At 72.3% G+C, this 19,167-nt stretch carries 19 protein-coding genes; 8 read left to right on the top strand and 11 right to left on the bottom strand.

Going from position 1 to position 19,167, the window contains the following annotated elements:
- Window positions 1-2: 2 nt before the first annotated feature.
- Complete coding sequence (locus ACZ53N_RS10915) at window positions 3-494, bottom strand: hypothetical protein (RefSeq protein ID WP_469140585.1); 492 nt, start codon at window positions 492-494, stop codon at window positions 3-5.
- Between the two features lie 149 nt (window positions 495-643).
- Window positions 644-1,105, bottom strand: coding sequence for a MaoC family dehydratase (locus ACZ53N_RS10910; protein ID WP_469140584.1), 462 nt, complete (start codon window positions 1,103-1,105; stop codon window positions 644-646).
- A gap of 96 nt (window positions 1,106-1,201) precedes the next feature.
- Between ACZ53N_RS10910 and soxR the strand changes: the two genes are divergently transcribed.
- Window positions 1,202-1,789 carry a redox-sensitive transcriptional activator SoxR gene (soxR, locus tag ACZ53N_RS10905; RefSeq protein WP_469140583.1) on the top strand — a complete coding sequence of 196 codons (588 nt, stop codon included), beginning with the start codon at window positions 1,202-1,204 and terminating at the stop codon, window positions 1,787-1,789.
- A 101-nt stretch (window positions 1,790-1,890) separates the two neighbouring features.
- Here the strand turns inward: soxR and ACZ53N_RS10900 are convergent, their stop codons facing one another.
- Window positions 1,891-2,502 (bottom strand): hypothetical protein, encoded by a 612-nt coding sequence (locus ACZ53N_RS10900; protein ID WP_469140582.1) that lies wholly within the window; start codon window positions 2,500-2,502, stop codon window positions 1,891-1,893.
- Window positions 2,503-2,697: 195 nt separating this feature from the next.
- Window positions 2,698-4,002 (bottom strand): alpha/beta fold hydrolase, encoded by a 1,305-nt coding sequence (locus ACZ53N_RS10895; protein WP_469140581.1) that lies wholly within the window; start codon window positions 4,000-4,002, stop codon window positions 2,698-2,700.
- 342 nt (window positions 4,003-4,344) lie between these two features.
- Here ACZ53N_RS10895 and ACZ53N_RS10890 point away from each other — a divergent pair, with 342 nt between their 5' ends.
- Genes ACZ53N_RS10890 through ACZ53N_RS10880 form a run of 3 tightly spaced genes read left to right on the top strand, consistent with a single transcriptional unit; the run spans window position 4,345 to window position 7,517 of the window.
- Window positions 4,345-5,121, top strand: a complete 777-nt coding sequence (locus ACZ53N_RS10890) for an SDR family oxidoreductase (protein WP_469140580.1) — start codon at window positions 4,345-4,347, stop codon at window positions 5,119-5,121.
- 45 nt (window positions 5,122-5,166) lie between these two features.
- Complete coding sequence (locus tag ACZ53N_RS10885) at window positions 5,167-6,876, top strand: AMP-binding protein (RefSeq protein ID WP_469140579.1); 1,710 nt, start codon at window positions 5,167-5,169, stop codon at window positions 6,874-6,876.
- 32 nt (window positions 6,877-6,908) lie between these two features.
- A complete protein-coding gene (locus tag ACZ53N_RS10880; protein ID WP_469140578.1) occupies window positions 6,909-7,517 on the top strand; it encodes a TetR/AcrR family transcriptional regulator in 609 nt (202 codons plus the stop codon).
- Window positions 7,518-7,699: 182 nt separating this feature from the next.
- On the opposite strand, the gene ACZ53N_RS10875 is transcribed toward ACZ53N_RS10880, so the two are convergent.
- The 4 genes from ACZ53N_RS10875 to ACZ53N_RS10860 all read right to left on the bottom strand — a co-directional run bounded on the left by ACZ53N_RS10875 (window position 7,700) and on the right by ACZ53N_RS10860 (window position 11,573).
- A complete protein-coding gene (locus ACZ53N_RS10875; RefSeq protein WP_469140577.1) occupies window positions 7,700-8,914 on the bottom strand; it encodes an acyl-CoA dehydrogenase family protein in 1,215 nt (404 codons plus the stop codon).
- Between the two features lie 3 nt (window positions 8,915-8,917).
- The gene (locus ACZ53N_RS10870; RefSeq protein WP_469140576.1) at window positions 8,918-9,940 is read right to left on the bottom strand and encodes a phosphotransferase family protein; all 1,023 of its coding nucleotides are present in this window, start codon (window positions 9,938-9,940) and stop codon (window positions 8,918-8,920) included.
- A gap of 168 nt (window positions 9,941-10,108) precedes the next feature.
- Complete coding sequence (locus ACZ53N_RS10865) at window positions 10,109-11,050, bottom strand: MBL fold metallo-hydrolase (RefSeq protein WP_469140575.1); 942 nt, start codon at window positions 11,048-11,050, stop codon at window positions 10,109-10,111.
- An 85-nt stretch (window positions 11,051-11,135) separates the two neighbouring features.
- The gene (locus ACZ53N_RS10860) at window positions 11,136-11,573 is read right to left on the bottom strand and encodes a MarR family winged helix-turn-helix transcriptional regulator (RefSeq protein ID WP_130881281.1); all 438 of its coding nucleotides are present in this window, start codon (window positions 11,571-11,573) and stop codon (window positions 11,136-11,138) included.
- Between the two features lie 139 nt (window positions 11,574-11,712).
- On the opposite strand from ACZ53N_RS10860, the gene ACZ53N_RS10855 reads away from it, so the two are divergent.
- Complete coding sequence (locus tag ACZ53N_RS10855) at window positions 11,713-13,242, top strand: MFS transporter (RefSeq protein ID WP_469140574.1); 1,530 nt, start codon at window positions 11,713-11,715, stop codon at window positions 13,240-13,242.
- A gap of 11 nt (window positions 13,243-13,253) precedes the next feature.
- Entirely contained in the window at window positions 13,254-14,174 is a 921-nt protein-coding gene (locus ACZ53N_RS10850; RefSeq protein WP_469140573.1) for an NADP-dependent oxidoreductase, read from the top strand.
- A gap of 181 nt (window positions 14,175-14,355) precedes the next feature.
- Here ACZ53N_RS10850 and ACZ53N_RS10845 read toward each other — a convergent pair whose 3' ends face one another.
- Window positions 14,356-14,880, bottom strand: coding sequence for an NUDIX hydrolase (locus tag ACZ53N_RS10845; RefSeq protein WP_365375598.1), 525 nt, complete (start codon window positions 14,878-14,880; stop codon window positions 14,356-14,358).
- A 34-nt stretch (window positions 14,881-14,914) separates the two neighbouring features.
- Window positions 14,915-15,802: a DMT family transporter gene (locus ACZ53N_RS10840; protein WP_469140572.1), complete on the bottom strand. Its 888-nt coding sequence runs from the start codon at window positions 15,800-15,802 to the stop codon at window positions 14,915-14,917.
- 346 nt (window positions 15,803-16,148) lie between these two features.
- Here ACZ53N_RS10840 and ACZ53N_RS10835 point away from each other — a divergent pair, with 346 nt between their 5' ends.
- Together ACZ53N_RS10835 and ACZ53N_RS10830 are read left to right on the top strand one after the other, a co-directional pair.
- The gene (locus ACZ53N_RS10835) at window positions 16,149-17,114 is read left to right on the top strand and encodes a hypothetical protein (RefSeq protein ID WP_356457002.1); all 966 of its coding nucleotides are present in this window, start codon (window positions 16,149-16,151) and stop codon (window positions 17,112-17,114) included.
- A gap of 50 nt (window positions 17,115-17,164) precedes the next feature.
- Window positions 17,165-18,781 (top strand): APC family permease, encoded by a 1,617-nt coding sequence (locus ACZ53N_RS10830; RefSeq protein WP_469140571.1) that lies wholly within the window; start codon window positions 17,165-17,167, stop codon window positions 18,779-18,781.
- Here ACZ53N_RS10830 and ACZ53N_RS10825 read toward each other — a convergent pair.
- Window positions 18,732-19,142 carry a (2Fe-2S) ferredoxin domain-containing protein gene (locus ACZ53N_RS10825; protein WP_469140684.1) on the bottom strand — a complete coding sequence of 137 codons (411 nt, stop codon included), beginning with the start codon at window positions 19,140-19,142 and terminating at the stop codon, window positions 18,732-18,734. The genes ACZ53N_RS10830 and ACZ53N_RS10825 overlap by 50 nt on opposite strands.
- Window positions 19,143-19,167 lie beyond the last annotated feature (25 nt).

Genomic DNA, 19,167 nt, shown 5'->3' with positions numbered 1-19,167 from the left:
GGTCACTTCTTGTATATGCCCCACAGGACCAGGGCGTTGTCGCCACGGCCGCCTTCACGGACCTCGCGGAAGGCGCCGCGGTCCGTGCCGTCGATGTCGTAGCCGTTGGAACCGGCGTAGGGGTTGTTCCAGTGGAAGCGGACGGGCCGGTTGTCTCGCCAGCTCTCCTCGCAGTTGGATGTCCAGTAGGTGACGGAACCCTCGGTGCCGGTCATGAACCCGTTGCTCTCCGACTGCCAGGAGACGTCCTGAGTGTTGTACACGGTGTGCGGGGGCTCCTGCCCCTGGCTCCAGATGCCGTGATCGAGGCCGTAGCTCTGCCGGTTCAGCTGGCAGCCGGTGCCGTTGTGGAGCTTGACCTGGGTGCTCCGGGCCGCGAAGACGGCGGCCGCGGCGTCGGCCGGGGCGGCCGAGGCGGTGCCGGTGGCGAGAGCGCCGAGCCCGATCGCGGCCACGGTCGCCGCGGCCGTCAGACGGGGAGTGATGCGACGCATGAGGAACCTCATTCCTTACGGTTCCGCGGGTCGTTCCCGCGGTGCCAGGAACTCTGGGGCACCCCGTTCAACAATCCATTGACGGTGGTCGTTTATCCACCCGCGATCCGGCAGCGGGGCCGGCCGCCGCCCACCGTCTTTCACCGGGCTCAGAGGTAGAAGCGGCTCACCGACTCCGCCACGCACACCGGCTTCTTCCCGCCCTCGCGCTCGATCGTCACCGTCGTCACCAGCTGCACGCCGCCCTCCACTTCCGACACCCCGGCGATCCTCGCCGTGGCCCGCAGTCGTGAGCCGACCGGCACGGGGGAGGGGAAGCGGACCTTGTTCACGCCGTAGTTGATGCCCATGCGGACGTTCTCGACGCGCATCAGCAACGGCACGAGGGACGGCAGCAAGGAGAGCGTCAGATAGCCGTGCGCGATGGTCGCTCCGAAGGGGCCGGCCGCTGCCCGGTCCGGATCCACATGGATCCACTGGTGGTCCCCGGTCGCCTCGGCGAAGAGGTCGATCCGTTTCTGGTCCACGTCGAGCCAGCCGCTCGGGCCGAGTTCCACACCGACCGCGGCCCGCAGGTCGTCCAACGAGGTGAAGATCCGGGGCTCCGTCATCCACGTGCCTCCCACACAGAGTGTCCAAGCGCTTGCTCAGCATGTGGGGCGGCTCTCCCGGTGTCAACGCCCCGCGTTGACGTAAGGTCTTGAGCCGTGCCGCAGATTTCCACGAAGGTTCATGAACTCACCGTCGGCCAGCTGTCCGCGCGCAGCGGCGCGGCCGTCTCCGCGCTGCACTTCTACGAGTCCAAGGGCCTGATCAGCAGCCGTCGCACCACCGGCAACCAACGCCGCTACGAGCGCGACGCGCTGCGCCGGGTCGCCTTCATCCGCGCCGCGCAGCGGGTCGGCATCCCGCTCGCCACCATCCGTGAGGCGCTCGCCGAGTTGCCCGACGAGCGCACCCCCAACCGTGAGGACTGGGCCCGGATGTCCGAGCTGTGGCGCTCGGAGCTGGATCAGCGAATAGCGCAGCTCAACCAGTTGCGCGACCGACTCGCCGACTGCATCGGCTGCGGCTGCCTCTCGCTCGACAAGTGCGCGCTGTCCAACCCGGAGGACCGCTTCGGCGGTTACGGCAGCGGCTCGGTCCTGCTCGCCGTGTCCGACAAGTCCGGAGGGTCGGCCCCCGCAGGGAAGACAGCGAAGGCAGGGAAGACAGAGAGCGCAGGGAAGGCCGTTGCGGCCGGGGCGCCGAAGAGGAACACCACCTCCGATCGGTGCGCCGAGCCCGGGGCGTGAGGTCCGGGCCTCGCCTTGCCACCGGTCCCGAGGCGATCAACCGCTGATCGCCTCGGGCGGCGCGCCCGTGCCTCTCCGGACTCGCGACGGACAGGCGGCCTTCACACCGCGGCGTACCGGGCCGCGTAGGCGTACCTCCTGGCCGCGGCCAGCGCGTCCGTGGTGAGCACGGGCACCGGCACCACGATGCCGCAGTCCGTGCAGACGGGTCCCGCCAGCGGGTAACGCTCCAGGTCGGTTCGCCACTCGATCCGCTCCTGCGAGCAGACCGGGCAGGCGTCCCCGGGTCCGGACTCCATGGCGGTGATCATGCGGCGCAGCACCTCGGCGAGGCGCGCGCTCGGGAAGAGCGTGGGGCTCGCACACGGCACGATGTCACAGCCGCCCCAGGTGTTTCGGTGCCAGTCGTCGACGGCGCTGGGCTGCCGGATGCCGTCGTGCTTCTCGCGCCTGCGCCGGCCGGCGAACTCGACCTCGTAGGCCAGCCAGAGCTCCCGGGCCTCCTCCAGCTCCTCCAGTGCCGTGATCAGCAGCTCCGGGTCCGGCGCGCGGTCGTCGGGGGCCAGTCCCGCCCGGGCGCACAGGTGGTGCCAGGTCGCCCGGTGCCCGTACGGGGCAAAACGTTCGAGACATTTGCGCAAGGAGGTCCGTCGCAGCGCGATCGTGTTCTGCGGATTGCGCACCTCTCGTGCGAGTGCTCTGAAACCTGCCACTGCATCCCACCTCCGACAGCGCGGACTCGGATCGACATGGAAGGGACGTAACTCATCGCCATTCGGATCCATCGGACGCCCTGACGCGGCCGACTCCGCTCTGCTACCCCCATCGCGCGCACAGATGTGAGGATCCGCGAAGGTGGCGGATCCTCACCCTCCGTCAGCTGTGGGCCGCGGGCCGTGGGCCCGCGCTCAGCCGCCGATGCGACCGGCCAGCAGGATCAGCCGCGCCAGCTCGTCGTGACAGATGTCGCCGTGCGCTCCCGACGGCGGCCCGCCGCGCGAGACGACCGTCGACGCGTCGACGCTCGCGCAGCCCGCGTCGGGCAGCCCGCCGTCCAGCGCCCGCGCGAGCGAGAGGCGCGCGGAGCCGTCCACGGCCTGGATGCCGTCATAGCCCATCGCGCCCCACCGGGTGTTGTCGATCCCCAGCACCGAGTCCGCGTCCCGGGCCAGCCGGGACGCGAGGGGATACATCACGCCGAGCGCCGTGTCGTGCCGCGAGTGGACACACACCACCGGCCCCCGCACCCGGTGGTGCGCGCCCTTCAGCGCACCGCCACGGCGGCTGTCGAAGGGCAGCCGGGAGGAGAAGGCGTAGTGCGAGAAGGCACCCTGGAGCAGCGTCAGGGAGGACACCGCGGCCTCCTCCGGCAGCCCGCGCAGCCCGAAGGCCATCAGCCGGGCGCCGAAGCTGTGCCCGACCAGGTGGACCCGCAGGTGTGGCGCGGACCGGGCGAGCACCCCGAGCGCCGGGCCGAGGCCCCGCTCGCCCACCGTGCCGGCCCGGCGCTTCATCGTGTAGTACGAGGCCTGGCGCAGCAGTTCGTGGGCGCCCTTCCACAGCTTCTTCCAGTCACCGCCGAACAGCCCGGCGGGCGCCTCGCCGCCCACCAGGGCGTCGGCGAACGCCGCGCACACCACCTCGGGGTCCCCGGCGAGCACGGCAGGTTCGCTCTCGCCTTCCAGGTCCTGGACGAAACCCGCGCCCCCTGGGTCCGCCGTGACGAGCGCGCGGACGAGGCCGGTGAACTCCGCCAGCCGTTCCGGGGTCTCCGGTCGCCGCTCGAGCAGCTCAGCGAGCCGGTCCACCGTCTCCTCGCTCCCCGGGAAGGCCGTGGTCAGCGCCTGCCGGGTGGCCGCGTCGAGCACGGGCGGCCCGGTGGCGGTGGTCGCGAGCGCCCGTTCCGGGAAGTCGGGGACGGGCTCGTCGGCGAACCGCATCGACGGCCAGATCACGCCGCTGTAGCCCATGCGCACCTCGGTTCCGTCGGCCCCGACGGCCCCGTCGACGAGCGCCGGGAACGGGGCGAAGAAGCGTCGGTAGAGTCCGGTCGCCCTCGGCCGGTCGTTGTTCCAGCCGTGCGCGAAGATCACCAGATCGGTGAGCCCCTCCCGCCCGGCCCCTGCCACCAGGCCGTCCCGCTCGCCGGTGTGGACGTCGCCGTCCGCGTCGAAAGTCAGTTCCCAGTAAGGCTCCACCTGTGTGTCCGCCATGCCCAGTCCCCCTGTGCCGGTCAGATGTGACGCGCATCGTCCCGCCGTCAAGAGGGCCTGTCCAGCCTTTTCGCCTGCGGCGGGCCCGTGGTGTGTGCACCTCCGCTGCGCGGCGGTGTCCTCAAGCGCCGGGCGGGCTGCTGTGCTGTGTCCTCAATCGCCGGACGGGCTGAATAAGCCCGTCCGGCGATTGAGGACGCGCCCGCAGGGCGCTCGCCGCCGCAGGCGGCACAGGCGACCTGCCCGCGGAGCGCAACGCGCTCTTCCGCTTCCACATACCGACTGGTTAGTCTGCGCACGCGGCCGAGACGGCCGGGCACCGAGACCAAGGGAGACACGAACGTGAACACCGTGCGGGACGCGGGAGTTGTGGTCACCGGAGCGGGCGGCGGCATAGGCGCCGCCCTCGCCCGTCGGTTCGCCGCCGAAGGCGCCCGCGTCGTCGTCAACGACCTCGACGCCGCGAAGGCCGAGGCCGTCGCCGCGGAGATCGGTGCGAAGGCCGTGCCCGGTGACGCCTCGGAGATCCTCCCCGCCGCCCGTGAGGCGCTGGGCGGGGTGATCGACGTCTACTGCGCCAACGCCGGCGTCGCCGCCACCGGCGGCCCCGAGGCGGCCGAGGACCAGTGGGCCGCCTCCTGGGACGTCAACGTCATGGCGCACGTACGGGCGAGCCGCGAGCTGCTCCCCGCCTGGCTGGAGCGCGGCAGCGGACGGTTCGTCGCCACCGTCTCCGCCGCCGGGCTGCTCACCATGGTCGGCTCGGCCCCCTACAGCGTCTCCAAGCACGCGGCGTACGCCTTCGCCGAATGGCTCTCCCTCACCTACCGGCACCGTGGCATCTCCGTCCACGCGATCTGCCCGCAGGGCGTCCGGACGGACATGCTGCGCGGCACCGGAGCGGCCGGGGACCTGCTGCTCGCGCCCACCGCCATCGAGCCCGAACGGGTCGCGGACGCCCTGTTCGCGGGCATGGCCACAGGCCGCTTCCTGATCCTCCCGCACCCGGAGGTCGGTGACTACTACACCGCGCGGGCCGCCGACCCCGACCGCTGGCTCGACGGCATGAACCACCTTCAGCGCAAGCTCGAACAGGCCCCGGACCCCGATCGCGCGTAGCCGCGGAGGCAGCCGGAGAAGGCACGGAAAGGGCGGCACACCACGATGACAGCGAACCCCTCCTCCCGACCCCGCTCGGCCCGCGCTCCGAGGGCCCGGGCGGTCCCCGACTCCTACGCGGACAAGCCCTGGCTCTCACTGCTCAGCGAGGCGCAGCGGGCGCCCGTCGAGCCGCCACCGAGCGTGCTGCATGCCTTCCAGGACGCCGTGCGGCGCGCCCCCGACCGGCACGCGCTCGCCTACTTCGACGGGCGGCTCACCTACCGTCGGGCCGACGAGCTGTCCGACGCGATCGCGGGCCACCTCGCCGGGCGCGGCTTCCGGCGCGGCGACCGGGCGGCGGTCATGCTGCAGAACTCCCCGCACTTCGTCCTCGCCGTCCTCGGTATCTGGAAGGCGGGCGGCACCGTCGTCCCCCTGAATCCCATGTACAAAGCGGGGGAGGCCGGGCACATCCTGCACGACGCCGGGGCCACCGCCCTGATCTGCGCGGACCGCGCCTGGGTGGAGCGGCTGCGGGAAGCGGCGGATTCCTCGCCCGTCCGGATTGTTCTCACGGCCTGCGAGGCCGGTCTGCAGACCCGCGACGACACCCGTGTGCTGCGCGGCGGCCGGCTGCCCGTTCCCGAGGACGCCGAGGACCTCCTGACCGTGGCCCGCTCCGGTGCCGCGGCACCCGAGGGCATCGACCTCGGCCCCGACGACATCGCACTCATCAGCTACACCTCGGGCACCACCGGCCGCCCCAAGGGCGCCATGAACACCCACGGCAACGTCTGCCACAACGCCGAGCGGCAGCGCACCGGCTCCGGACTGCCCGAGGGCTGTACCTACTTCGCCCTCGCCCCGCTGTTCCACATCACCGGCATGGTCGCCCAGCTCGCGGCCTGTGTCGCCGGGGCGGGGACCCTCGCGCTCGCCTATCGCTTCGAACCCGGCGTCGTCCTCGACGCGTTCCTGGAGCACCGCCCCGCCTACACCGTCGGCCCGGCCACCGCGTTCATGGCCCTGATGGCCCAGGAGGGAGTCGGCCGGGACCACTTCGCCTCCTTCCGCATGATCTCCTCGGGCGGGGCCCCGCTGCCGCCCGCGCTGGTAGAGCAGTTCCGCGCCACTCTCGGCCCGTACCTCCACAACGGCTACGGACTCACCGAGTGCACCGCCCCCTGCGCCGCCGTCCTGCCCGGCCTCGAGGCGCCGGTCGACCCCGTCTCCGGCACCCTCGCTGTCGGGGTGCCCGGCGCCGACACCCTCGTCCGGGTCGTCGACGAACAGGGCGCGGACGTCCCCTTCGGCGAACAGGGCGAGATCGTGGTGCGCGGCCCGCAGGTGGTTCCCGGCTACTGGCGGCGCCCCGAGGACACCGCCGCCGCCCTGCCCGGCGGCGAACTGCGGACCGGCGACATCGGCTTCATGGACCGCGAGGGCTGGCTGTATGTGGTCGACCGCAAGAAAGACATGATCAACGCCTCGGGCTTCAAGGTGTGGCCCCGCGAGGTCGAGGACGTCCTCTACACCCACCCCGCCGTCCGCGAGGCGGCCGTCGTCGGGGTGCCGGACCCCTACCGGGGGGAGACGGTCAAGGCCTGGATCAGCCTCCGGCCGGGCACGACCGCGGACCCCGCCGCGGTCGTCGCCTACTGCCGCGAACGGCTCGCCGCGTACAAGTACCCGCGCGCGGTGGAGATCCTGCCGGACCTTCCCAAGACGAGCAGTGGCAAGATCCTCAGACGGGAGCTGCGCGGCCGGGCGTAGCACAGCACTTCGGCGACAGGCGGGTGGCGGCGATGACCAGGACGACGACGGCCGGAACGACGGACGGCGGCGGCAGGGCCGTGCCGCAGCGGCTGGTGGCCGCCGCCACCCGCCTCTTCGCGGACCAGGGGTACGACCGGACGTCCGTGCAGGAGATCGTCGAGGCGGCGGGCGTCACCAAGGGCGCGCTCTATCACTACTTCGGGTCGAAGGACGACCTGCTGCACGAGGTCTACGCGCGGGTCCTGCGGCTCCAGCAGGAGCGGCTGGACGCGCTGGCGGGCTCGGACGCCCCCGTCGAGCGGCGGCTGCGCGACGCGGCCGCCGACGTCGTCGTCACGACGATCGAGAACCTCGACGACACGAAGATCTTCTTCCGGTCCATGCACCACCTCGCCCCGGAGAAGGACAAGCAGGTGCGGGCCGAACGCCGCCGGTACCACGAGAGATTCCGCGCGCTGGTCGAGGAGGGGCAGCGCACCGGGGTGTTCAGCGCGGTGACCCCCGCCGACCTGGTGGTGGACTACCACTTCGGCTCGGTCCACCACCTGAGCAGCTGGTACCGCCCCGACGGCCCGCTGAGCCCCCAGCAGGTCGCGGAGCACCTGGCGGACCTGCTGATGCGGGCCCTTCGGCCGTAGGCCGTGTTCTGCGGTTCAGCTGCGAGCCATCGTGCCGCCTGCGGCGGCGGGCGCCCTGCGGGCGCGTCCTCAATCGCCGGACGGGCTTGAACAAGCCCGTCCGGCGATTGAGGACAACCGCCGCGCAGCGGTGGTGCGATCGGCACGGCCCGCAGCCGAAAAGATGGGCCTCGCCCAGCGGCTCAGCGATACCTCTTCAACTCCCGCCGAGCCAGCGACCGCTGGTGCACCTCGTCCGGCCCGTCGGCCAGCCGCAGGGTCCGCGCCGCTGCCCACAGCTCGGCGAGCGGGAAGTCCTGGCCGACACCGCCCGCGCCGTGCAGCTGGACCGCCTTGTCGATGATGTCGGCGACCGTGCGCGGCGTCGCGATCTTGATGGCCTGGATCTCCGTGTGCGCCCCGCGATTGCCGACGGTGTCCATCAGCCACGCCGTCTTCAGCACCAGCAGCCGCAACTGCTCGACCGCGACCCGGGAGTCGGCGATCCACTCCTGGACGACGCCCTGCCCCGCCAGCGGCTTGCCGAACGCCGTACGGTCCGCCGCACGCCGGCACATCAGCTCGATGGCGCGCTCGGCCATGCCGATCAGGCGCATGCAGTGGTGGATCCGCCCGGGGCCGAGGCGGGCCTGGGCGATGGCGAACCCGCCGCCCTCCTCACCGACGATGTTGGCCGCCGGGACGCGGACGCCGTCGAAGATCACCTCGGCGTGGCCGCCGTGGTAGTGGTCCTCGTAACCGTAGACCCGCATGGCGCGCCTGACCTCGACGCCGGGGGTGTCGCGCGGCACCAGGACCATGGACTGCTGGCGGCGCGGGTCGGCGCCCTCGGGGTCGGTCTTGCCCATGACGATGAAGATCTCGCAACGGGGGTTCATCGCACCGGAGATGTACCACTTGCGGCCGGTGATGACGTAGTTGTCGCCGTCCCGCTCGATCCGCGTCTCGATGTTCGTGGCGTCACAGGAGGCGACCTCCGGCTCGGTCATCGCGAACGCGGACCGGATCTCTCCGGCGAGCAGCGGATGGAGCCAGCGCTTGCGCTGCTCCTCGGTGCCGAACTGGGCGAGCACCTCCATGTTCCCCGTGTCGGGTGCCGCGCAGTTCAGGGCGGTGGGGGCGAGCTGCGGGCTGCGGCCGGTGATCTCGGCGAGCGGCGCGTACTGCACGTTGGTCAGCCCGGCGCCGTACTCCGCATCCGGTAGGAACACATTCCACAACCCCCGCCGCCGGGCCTCGGCCTTCAGCTCCTCGACGACCGGCGGGGTGTCCCAGGGGTTTGCGAGGGCGGCGCGCTGCTTTTCGGCCACCGCCTCCGCCGGGTACACGTGCTCGTCCATGAAGGCCAGCAGCTTGCCGCGCAGCTCCTCGGTGCGCGCGTCGAACGCGAAGTCCATGGCTCAGCCCTTCCGGAGTGTGGTGAGGCCGCCTTCGACGAAGAGCGGGACGAGCTGCCCGATGCGGTCGAAGCCCGGGCCGAGGGTGTGGCCGAGCGTGTAGCGGTAGTGGATGCCTTCGAGGATGACCGCGAGCTTGAAGTAGGCGAAGGCGGTGTACCAGGGGAGGGCGGAGACGTCGCGGCCCGAACGGGCGGCGTACCGCTCGACGATCTCGGCGGGCTCGGGGTGGCCGGGGGCGTCGCGGGTGGTGGAGATCGGCGAGCCGGGAACGGGCCGCTGCTCGCTGTACATCATCAGCAGCCCGAGGTCGGTGAGCGGATCGCCGAGCGTGGACATCTCCCAGTCCAGGACGGCCTCGACGGTGCCGTCGGCGCCGATCAGAACGTTGTCCAGCCGGTAGTCGCCGTGCACGACCGTGGGGGCGGGGGAGTGCGGGAGCGCCGTGCCCAGCGCCTCGCGCAGCTCGTCGATCCCCGGCAGCTCGCGGTTCCTGGAGGCCTCCAGCTGCTTGCCCCAGCGTCGCAACTGCCGCTCCAGGAACCCCTCCGGCCGCCCGAAGTCCCCGAGCCCCACCTCGTCGGGGTCCACGGCGTGCAGTGCCACGAGCGTGTCGGCGAGGCCGAGGACGACCTCGCGGGTCCGGGCCGGGCCGAGGGCGCCGAGCTGTTCGGCCGTGCGGTACGGCGTGCCGGTCACGAACTCCATGACGTAGAAGGGCGATCCGAGGACGTCCTCGTCCTCACAGAGCAGAATCGCCTCGGGCACCGGCACGGCGGTGTCGCGCAGCGCGCTGATCACCCGGTGCTCGCGCCGCATGTCGTGGGCGGTGGCGAGGACATGCCCGAGCGGCGGGCGGCGCACCACCCAGCGGCCGATGCCGTCCGTGACGGCGTAGGTGAGGTTGGAACGTCCCCCCTCGATCAGCTCCGCGCCCAGCGGCCCGCGCACCAGCCCCGGCCGCTCCCGCTCCAGATACGCGCGCAGCCGTTCCAGGTCGAGCCCTGGGGGGTTGCCCTTGCTCATCGAGTGCTCCTCCACGGGGAGTTGAACGTACGGACGTGCGGTCCCCGATCATGATGCCGACCGGTCGGTATGCCGTCTAGGGGGCACCAGGGGTCAATGTGAACCGTCGGCGTGGCCCCCCGCCCGCGAACCGCCCCCGGGCCGGTCGGCGCCGGGGGCGCGCACGGCTCAGGCGTGGCAGGCCATCGGTTTGCCGCCGTTCATCGTCATCATGTCGCCGAGGACCTGCGGCAGGTTCAGCGGGGCACCCAGGGGCAGCCCCTCCAGCTCGGCGTACGCGCGGTGCAGATTGGCGACCAGGCGCTCGCTCTCGCGCAGCGACGCGAACGCGCCGAGGTCCGCCTCGCGGGCGGCCTCCAGTGGGGTGCGCCCCGCCGCACGGGAGGCGCGGGCCAGCTCGTCGACGTAGCGCAGATAGGCCTCCGTGGCGTCGTACACCCCGGGGTCGGTGACGCGGCCGTGGCCGGGAACGACGACCTGGGCGTCGAGCGAGCGCAGCCGCTCCAGGGCGCGCAGCGATCCCGCGAGGGAGCCCATCATGAGGAAGGGGGTGCCGCCGTTGAAGATCAGGTCGCCGGTGAACACGATGCCCTGCTCCGGCAGCCAGGCGACCGTGTCGCCGACGGTGTGGGCGACACCCGGGTGGATCAGGCGTACCTCGATGTCGCCGACGTGCACCGTGAGCGTGTCGGAGTAGGTGAGTGTGGCGGGGCTGATGGCGACATCGCCGTAGTCGACCCCGGGCCAGATGCCGTGCAGCTGGTGCCCCGCGGCGAGGGTCTCCTCGCGGCAGGCCGTGTGCCCCACGATGGTGGCCTCGGGGAACACACAGTTTCCGTAGGTGTGGTCGCCGTGGTGGTGGGTGTTGACCACGGTGGTGGGCAGCGGGGCGCCGCTGTCGGTGACGGCGGCGCGCAGCAGGCGCGCCCGCCGCTCGGTTGCGGCGGTGTCGATCAGCAGGGTCCGGCCGCCGGCCGTCACGAACCCGGCGTTGTTCAGGCACCAGCCGCCGTCGGGCTGGACGAACGCGCTCACCCCCGGTGCGAGCGGGACCGTGTACGGCTCCGTGTCCGCCGGTTCGACGGCTCGGACGGTGGTCGAGCTGGACATCGCTGGCCTCCCCTTGCGTCCGCGCGGGCGCGCGGATCGGACTGACCGTCAGAATACGGTCGGCCGCCGGCCGGGGGAGGGTCGGTCAGCCACGCCGCTCCAGGCCCGGGCGCAACCGCTCCAGCAGTCCGTAGAGCGCGGTGCGCTCCTCCTCGTCGAGGGCGTCGAGCGCGCTGTGCGTGGCCTGCATCTCGGCCCGGACCCGCTGGATGGTCTCCAGGCCCTCGTCGGTGGCGACCACGTTCTTCACGCGGCGGTCGCGGGGGTCGGGCTCGCGGCGGACCAGGCCGCGCGATTCGAGGCGGTCCACGATGCCGGTGACGTTGGAGGCGTCACAGACCAGCAGGGTGGCGAGCCCGCGCATCGGAACCGGGCCCTTGAGCTGGGCGAGCAGCTTCGCCTGGACGGAGGTGAGCCCGTGCCGGGCGGCGGCGGCCGCGAAGTCCTGCCACTGGGCGGTGCCGAGCGCCGCCACCAGCTCCAGGAGCTGGGCTTTGGTCGGGGGCTGGGGGGTCGCGGTCATGGTGGGAGTGTACTCAAGAGCTTGAGCCCGTAAAACATTAACTTGACTATGTGAACTATTTCGACTTACCGTGCATCGAGTTGCTTGACGATCTCAAGCATCCATGTCGTGAAGTAACTCGAAGGACCCGCCACCCCTCATGAGCACCCAAGCCACTACCGCACCAGGCGGCAAGCAGCGGAACGAGACGGTCATCGTCTTCGCCCTGAGCCTCGCCGCCATGGTCGTCTCGATGATGCAGACGCTGGTCGTGCCGATCCTCGGCCTCATCCAGACCGACCTCGAAACCTCCTCGGCCAATGTCAGCTGGGTCACCACCGCCACCCTGCTCTCCGCCGCGGTCTTCACCCCGCTGCTGGGCCGCTTCGGTGACCAGCACGGCAAGAAGAAGACCCTCGTCGGCGTGCTGATCGTCATGGTCGCGGGCTCCGTCCTCGCGGCCGTCACGCACTCCCTGCTGTGGCTCATCGTCGGCCGGGTGCTCCAGGGCGCCGCCACCGCGATCTTCCCGCTCGCGCTGTCCGTCCTGCGGGAAGAGGTCCGCCCCGCGAAGCTGCCCGGCGCCATGGCCATGGTCAGCGGCACGCTCGCGTTCGGCAGCGGCCTCGCCCTCGTCGCCACCGGTCTGCTGACCTCCGGCGACAACCCCGACTACCGCAGTGCCTTCTGGCTGGCCACCGGCCTCGCCGCGCTCGCCCTGCTCGCCGTCGTCTTCCTCGTCCCCGCCACCCGGCAGACCACCGGCGGCCGCACCGACGTCCTCGGCGCGCTGAGCCTCGCCGCCACCCTCGTCCTGCTCCTGCTGCCCATCACCCAGGGCCACGAGTGGGGCTGGTCCTCCGTCCGTACGATCGGCTGCTTCGCCGGCGCCGCGGTGATGGCCGCAGTCTGGACGATCATCGAGCGCACGGTGCGCGAGCCGCTGGTCGACATGAAGATGTTCTCCCACCGTCCGGTGCTCTTCGCGAACATCGCCGGCCTGCTCGTCGGCTTCGGCTCGTTCGCGCTCTTCATCGGCGTCTCCTACCTCGTGCAGATGCCGTCGAAGATCGCCGACTACGGCTTCGACGCCAGCGTGCTGCGCGCCTCCGTCCAGTTCCTGCTCCCCAGCACGATCGTCTCGCTGCTCGCGGCCCCCGTCGGCGGCCAGCTCGTCCGCCACAAGGGCCCCCGTCTGGTGCTGCTGCTCGCCTCGCTCATCGGCACCGCGGGCTTCGTCTGGATCGCCCTCGACCACGAGCACGCCTTCTCCGTCGTCGCCGCCGGCATGTTCGTCGGCGCGGCCATCAGCTTCGGCTACGCCGCCATGCCCGCGGTGATCGTCGCCAGCGTGCCGCCCCGCCAGACCGGCATCGCCAACGGCATCAACTCCATCTCCCGCTCGACCGGCAGCGCCATCGGCAGCGCGATGATCACCACCGTGCTCGCCTCCAAGAGCCTCGAGCACCTGCCGCCGGGCGCGCCGAAACTGCCCGCCGAGAGCCAGTTCACACTGACCTTCGTGATCGCGGGTACGGCGTTCCTGCTGGTCGCGTTCGTCGCCTGGTGGGGCCTGCGCAAGATCCACGGCCCGCGCCCGGCCGAAGTGGCGGACCACTCCGCCACGGCGGACGCTGGGACCGCATCCGCCCAGCCTGACCCCCTGGCCCCCGCTCACCCTCTCCCGTAAGGAGCACCACCATGAAGGCCATCAGCTACCGCGCCTACGGCGGACCCGAGGTCCTGGAGTTCGGCGAGCTCCCCGAGCCCAAGGTCGGCCCGGACTCGGTCCTGATCAAGGTCAGGGCCGCGGCCGTCAACCCCGTCGACTGGAAGGCCCAGGCGGGCTACCTCGACGGCATGCTCCAGGCCGTCTTCCCGGTCGTCCCGGGCTGGGACGTCTCCGGCGTCGTCGTCGGCCTGGGCGCGGACACCCCCGAGTTCGCGATCGGCGACGAGGTCATGGGCTACGTCCGTGAGGACCTCCTCTCCCGTGGCACCTTCGCCGAGTACGTCGCCGCGCCCGTGCGCACCCTCGCGCGCAAGCCGGCCAACCTCACCTTCGAACAGGCCGCGGGCATCCCGCTGGCCGGTCTGACCGCCTACCAGGCGCTGCGGGCGGCCGGCACCGGCGAGGGGGACACCGTCCTGGTGCACGCCGCCGCCGGCGGGGTCGGCACCATGGCCGTACAGCTCGCCAAGCACCTCGGAGCCCGCGTCATCGGCACGGCGGGGGAGCGCAACCACGACTACCTCCGCGCGCTGGGCGCCGAGCCGGTCACCTACGGGGACGGCCTGGCCGGGCGGGTGCGCGCCCTGGCGCCCGAAGGCGTCGACGTGGTCCTCGACCTGGTCGGCGGCGGAACGATCCACACCTCGCCCGAGGTGACCGCCCCCGGCGCCCGGCTGATCTCCATCGCGGACCCCGACGTGACGGCCCTCGGCGGTCGCCCGCTGTGGGTACGCCCCGACTCCGCCGACCTCACCGCGCTCAGCCACCTGGCGGAGCAGGGCGTGCTGACGGTCGAGGTCGCGGAGGTGTTCCCGCTGGAGAAGACGGCGGACGCGCAGCGGCTGAGCGCGGAGGGGCACACGCGGGGGAAGATCGTCGTAACGATCTGACATTTCGCCTGGGGGTAGGGGCGCACCACCGCTGCGCGGCGGTGTCCTCGAACGCCGGACGAGCTGCTGTGCCTTGTCCTCAAGCGCCGGACGGGCTGAAATCAGCCCGTCCGGCGCTTGAGGACGCGCCCGCAGGGCGCTCGCCGCCGCAGGCGGCCACCACGGACCCGCAGCCGACACGTCAGTGAGCCCGCAAGCCCACCAGCCGGTGATACGCCTCCAGGCCGTCCGGGACCCAGTCCCACTCCGGAAGCCGGGCCGTCAGTTCCTCATCGGTGAGGAAGGCGTGCCAGGCGACCTCCTCGGCCTGGGGCTCGACCGGCAGGTCGCACCGCACCTCGTAGACCGCCGACCACCACGAGTGCTCCGGCGTGCGGTAGAGGAAGCGGAACAGTGGCGTGGGGGCGGGCAGGCCGCTGACGCCCAGTTCCTCCTCGGCCTCGCGCAGCGCCGCCGTGTCGTACGACTCACCGGCCCCGACCACGCCGCCGACGAACATGTCGTAGCGCGAGGGGAAGACGAGCTTCGTGGCCGTGCGGCGGTGTACGAAGATCCGTCCCGCACCGTCCCTGGCCAGGACGAAGACACAGCGGTGGCGCAGCCCGCGTGCGTAGGCCTCGCCGCGGGGCGCCTGTCCCACGACCTCGTCCCGCTCGTCGACGATGTCCAGCAGCTCGTCGGCCGGCAGCCCTTGCTGATCGGTCATGCGACCATCCAACCAGCCGCCCCGCGTGCGCGGCTCAGCGCGGTGGGAGGTCGCCCACCCGAGCCGACTCGCCCACTCCCGCCGGCATCGCCGGGTGGTGGGCGATCAGCGCGATGCCGGCCACGATCGCCGCCAGCCCCGCCGCCTCCCAGGCCAGCGCCCCGGCCGTGGTCCGCACCTGGTCTCCCAGGAACCCCACCCCGCACACGATGCCCGCCAGGGGCTGGGCCGCCGTGAGCGCGGGCAGCGACAGCCGCAGTGGGGCCGTCTCGAACGCGCTCTGCACGAACAGCAGCCCCACCAGGCCGAGGGTCAGTACCGCGTACGGCTGCCAGCTCAGCAGCAGCGCGGTCCAGCCGCCGCTGTGCAGCCGTTGGCCGCTCAGCCGGGTCAGGGCGTCCTGCACGCCGTACAGCAGCCCCGCCGCCGCGCCCAGCAGTGCCGCCTCCACGACCACCCGGACCCGTCTGGAGACCGCCGCCAGCAGTAGTGCCGTGCCCACCATCGGGCCGATGAACAGCCATTGGCGCAGGGGATCGGCGGTGTCGTCCCCGCCGTGCGGGCGGCCCGCGACGATGAACGCCGTCACCCCGCCCGCCAGCAGCCACAGCCCGCCCCAGCCGGCCGGCCCGAGCGGCTGCCCGGTCTGCCACCGGGACAGGGCCATCGCGAACAGCAGGTTCGTCGCCAGCAGCGGCTCCACCAGCGAGATCTCGCCCCGGCCGAGCGCCACCGCGCCGAGGGCCGTGCCGCACACCATCAGCCCGATGCCGGCCAGCCAGCGGGGCATCCGGGCGAGGTCCAGCAGCAGCCGGAAGGAGAGGAAGTCGCTCACCGGGGCGTGCTGGGCCGCGTTCTGCTGGAGCACGAATCCGACACCCAGGCAGCACGCCGCACTCAGGGCGAAGACGAAGACCAACACGCCGCGTACCTCAAGGCCACAGGGCCGTAGGAGACTTGACGGGACGAGGCTAACCGCCGTAGGGCGATGCGACGGCCGGGCAACGGCCTTTCCGCTGGCGGGGCGGGCAAACGGCCGAACGGTCACCCCGTCGCCGCCCTCGCGACCGAACAGTCGTTCGTCGACCGGACGTACTGTCCGGCGGCAGGCTCAGCTGACGCTGCGTCAATTGATGAAACGTCAGCGCAAGATCGGTCTTGACTCGGAGCCGTGACTACCGCTTTGCTGTGCGTGATTGCGACAGCTTGTTTGCGGACGCCTTGACCCGGCGCCCGGAGGGGACGTACGCCGTGGAGGAAGCCCGACGATGACGCCCCCACCCCCCTTGGGCCGCCCCCGGAACAAGGACGGGCTGACCTTCGACCCCGCCCTCGACGACACCGAACTCGCCACCGTCCGCGACGCGCTGGCGAGGGGCCGCTGGGCGGACGCCCGTAAGCTCCTCGCCGGAACCGGCGACGACTGGGACCGCCGCGGCCACCGTCTCACCGTCCTCGGTGAAGGCGCCACCAGCGTCGCCTGGGCCCGGGAGTGGCAGCTCGCGGAGCCCGACAGCCCCGACGCCGCCGCCCTCCTCGCCTGCGCCACCGTCTTCAAGGCCGTGCGCGGCAAGGGCAGCCCCGAGGCGGCCCGCGCGTGCGCGCTGACTGCGGCCAGGATGGCCCCGGCCGATCCGACCCCCTGGCTCGCCATCCTCGTCCTCGCCCGCCGGACCGGCACCGACGACGAGCGCGTCCGCGCCTTCGACCAGGTGCGTGCCCGCCACCGCGACCACCACCACGCGCACCATCTGATGGCCGCCTGCCTGGCCGAACACCAGCGGGACGACCGGGACGACCCGCTGCACGAGGTCTACGACTTCGCCTCCTGGGCCGCCGAGCAGGCACCCGCCGACTCGCCCCTGGCCGTCCTGCCCGTGGTGGCCCACGCCGAGCGCTACCGGGTGCTCGCCCGGGCCGGTCTCGAACCCCGCGACCCCGCCCGCTCCGGGCACTGGACCACCCGGCGGGCCCGGCAGGTGATGAAGGCGGCCTTCGACTGGTGGCTCGAATGGGACGTCGACGAGGACGCCGCCGCCACCGCCCACCCCCGGCGCAAGGTCGACCTCAACTACCTCGCCCACGCCAAGCTCCACGAGGGCCGGATGGCCGAGGCCGCGGCCCTGCTCACCCGCATCGGCCCGCACGCCGTCCGCGCCCCCTGGTCCTACCCCGACCGGGACCCGGCGAAGGCATTCCACGCCGCTCGCCGCGCCGCGCTCGGCGCGGCGTGACCCGCGCGGCCCCGCCGGCCGCGTGCGCACCCCCAACCCCGCTCACCCCCATGGGAAGGACGACCCCCGCCATGTCGACGGGCACCACGAGCGAGATCAGCACCTTCAAGGGCCAGGACAGACGGCTGCGCGCCGACCGAATAGGCCTGGCCGGACTGTTGCTGTCGGTGGTCGCCGCCAGCGCACCCCTGATGGTCACGGCCGGCGTCATGCCCACCACCTACGGAACGATGGGCATCGTCGGGCAGCCCCTCCTCTACGTCATCCTCGGCGTGGTGCTGACCCTGTTCAGCTTCGGCTACGCCGAGATGAGCCGCCACGTCCACAACGCCGGGGCCTTCTACGCCTACATCGCCCGCGGCCTCGGCGGCACCGCGGGCGCCGCCGCATCCGTCGTCGCGCTGGTCGCCTACAGCGCCATGCAGTTCGCGATCTACGGCATCTTCGGCTACGAGGTCTCCGGCCTGCTCGCCAGGTATCTGCACCTCGACGTCGCCTGGTGGCTGCCCGCACTCGGCGCCGTAGTGATCGTCGGGGCACTCGGCTGGCTCAAGATCGACCTCAACGCCAAGGTCCTCGGCGTGCTGCTGCTCGTCGAGTGCGCCATGGTCGCCCTCTTCGACGTCGTCGGGGTCGCGAGCCCCGGCAAGGACGGCTTCTCGCTGCACGCGTTCAACCCCGAGACCCTCGGCGGCGCCGGGCTGGGCACCGCGCTCTGCTTCACCATCGCCTCCTTCGTCGGCTTCGAGCAGGCCGCCGTCTACGCCGAGGAGACCAGCCGCCCGCAGGAGGTCGTCGCCCGGGTGACCTTCCTCGCCGTCGGCTTCGTCGCCCTCTTCTACGCCGTCAGCTCCTGGGCGCTGAGCGTCGCCGCCGGGCCCTCGCAGATCGTCGGCGAGTCCCGGAAGGAGGGCCCGAACCTGCTGTTCGCCCTCACCACTGACCGCTTCGGCAGCACGTTCGCCGATGTGATGCACGTCTTCTACGTGACCGGCATGTTCGCCGCGATGCTCAGCTTCCACAACGTCGTCGCCCGCTACGCCTTCGCCATGGGCCGCGAGGGCCTGCTGCCCGCCGCGTTCGGCCGTACCTCCAAGGCCAGTGGCGCGCCCGCCCACGGCTCGCTGCTCCAGAGCGTCGTGTCGCTGCTCGCCGTCCTGCTCTTCGCGGTCACCGACGACAAGCCGCACGGCGACCCGACGGCGCCCGTCCAGCGGCTGTTCACCTGGATGGGCAACGTCGGCGCGCTCGGCGTCATCGTCCTGATGGCCGCCGCGAGCGCCGCCGTCATCGTCTTCTTCGTCCGGCGCGGCGCGGCCCGTGCCCAGGCCCCGCGGCTCGTGGCCTCCGGCGTCGCCGGGCTCGCGCTGCTCGCCATCGTCGTCTACGCGGTCAAGGACTTCGACGTGCTGATCGGCGCCGACCCCGGCCCGGCCCTGCGCTGGGCGCTGCCGGGCATCGTCGCCGCGGCCGTCGTCCTCGGCGTGGTCTACGGGCTGGTGCTGAAGTCCGCGCGGCCGGAGCGGCACGCCCGGATCGGGCTGGGCAATGAGGCGTTCCTGCTGGAGAAGGCGGCGGACGCTCCCCTGTCCCGAGCCGTCGAGCCGCTGACCGGTTTCAGGCTCCCGAGCCGCCCAGCCCCTGGCTCACCCGCCGTGAGACGGTGAACGCGTAGAGGTCGAGCACCCCGGGCGGCTCCGCGAGCCCGGGGCCGCCGGCCCGCACCCACGCGGCGATGTCCGCCAGGGCGTCGTCGTCGTTGACCAGCCCCAGCCACACGGGCCGCCCCCCGGCGGCCCGGCCCGCCGCCGACGGCTGAACCACCATCACATTCGCCTGGTCGCAGACGTCGAGGCACTCCGACGCGCGCACCTGCGCGGCCCCGCCGACGGCGCCGCGCAGCCTCGCTATCTGTCCGGCGTGGTCGACCCCGGGGACCTTGGCCGGGTCGCCGCAGCAGCAGCCGCGACAGACCGTGATCCGGCAGGGGGCGGGAGCGGAAGGGGCGCGACGGGCGCTGTTCGAGATCACCGGCCCGATGATACGCAGACTG

The sequence above is a fragment of the Streptomyces sp. NPDC033229 genome (assembly GCF_055576875.1).
Note: the sequence above shows the minus strand (reverse complement) of the source record. Positions and strands in the feature narration are given on the sequence as shown.

Bases quoted from the DNA above. Each gene is read 5' to 3' on its own strand.
- ACZ53N_RS10915 (WP_469140585.1), bottom strand. From the start codon at position 494: ATGCGTCGCATCACTCCCCGTCTGACGGCCGCGGCGACCGTGGCCGCG.
- ACZ53N_RS10910 (WP_469140584.1), bottom strand. From the start codon at position 1,105: ATGACGGAGCCCCGGATCTTCACCTCGTTGGACGACCTGCGGGCCGCG.
- ACZ53N_RS10895 (WP_469140581.1), bottom strand. From the start codon at position 4,002: ATGGCGGACACACAGGTGGAGCCTTACTGGGAACTGACTTTCGACGCG.
- ACZ53N_RS10885 (WP_469140579.1), top strand. From the start codon at position 5,167: ATGACAGCGAACCCCTCCTCCCGACCCCGCTCGGCCCGCGCTCCGAGG.
- ACZ53N_RS10880 (WP_469140578.1), top strand. From the start codon at position 6,909: ATGACCAGGACGACGACGGCCGGAACGACGGACGGCGGCGGCAGGGCC.
- ACZ53N_RS10875 (WP_469140577.1), bottom strand. From the start codon at position 8,914: ATGGACTTCGCGTTCGACGCGCGCACCGAGGAGCTGCGCGGCAAGCTG.
- ACZ53N_RS10870 (WP_469140576.1), bottom strand. From the start codon at position 9,940: ATGAGCAAGGGCAACCCCCCAGGGCTCGACCTGGAACGGCTGCGCGCG.
- ACZ53N_RS10865 (WP_469140575.1), bottom strand. From the start codon at position 11,050: ATGTCCAGCTCGACCACCGTCCGAGCCGTCGAACCGGCGGACACGGAG.
- ACZ53N_RS10860 (WP_130881281.1), bottom strand. From the start codon at position 11,573: ATGACCGCGACCCCCCAGCCCCCGACCAAAGCCCAGCTCCTGGAGCTG.
- ACZ53N_RS10855 (WP_469140574.1), top strand. From the start codon at position 11,713: ATGAGCACCCAAGCCACTACCGCACCAGGCGGCAAGCAGCGGAACGAG.
- ACZ53N_RS10850 (WP_469140573.1), top strand. From the start codon at position 13,254: ATGAAGGCCATCAGCTACCGCGCCTACGGCGGACCCGAGGTCCTGGAG.
- ACZ53N_RS10845 (WP_365375598.1), bottom strand. From the start codon at position 14,880: ATGACCGATCAGCAAGGGCTGCCGGCCGACGAGCTGCTGGACATCGTC.
- ACZ53N_RS10835 (WP_356457002.1), top strand. From the start codon at position 16,149: ATGACGCCCCCACCCCCCTTGGGCCGCCCCCGGAACAAGGACGGGCTG.
- ACZ53N_RS10830 (WP_469140571.1), top strand. From the start codon at position 17,165: ATGGGAAGGACGACCCCCGCCATGTCGACGGGCACCACGAGCGAGATC.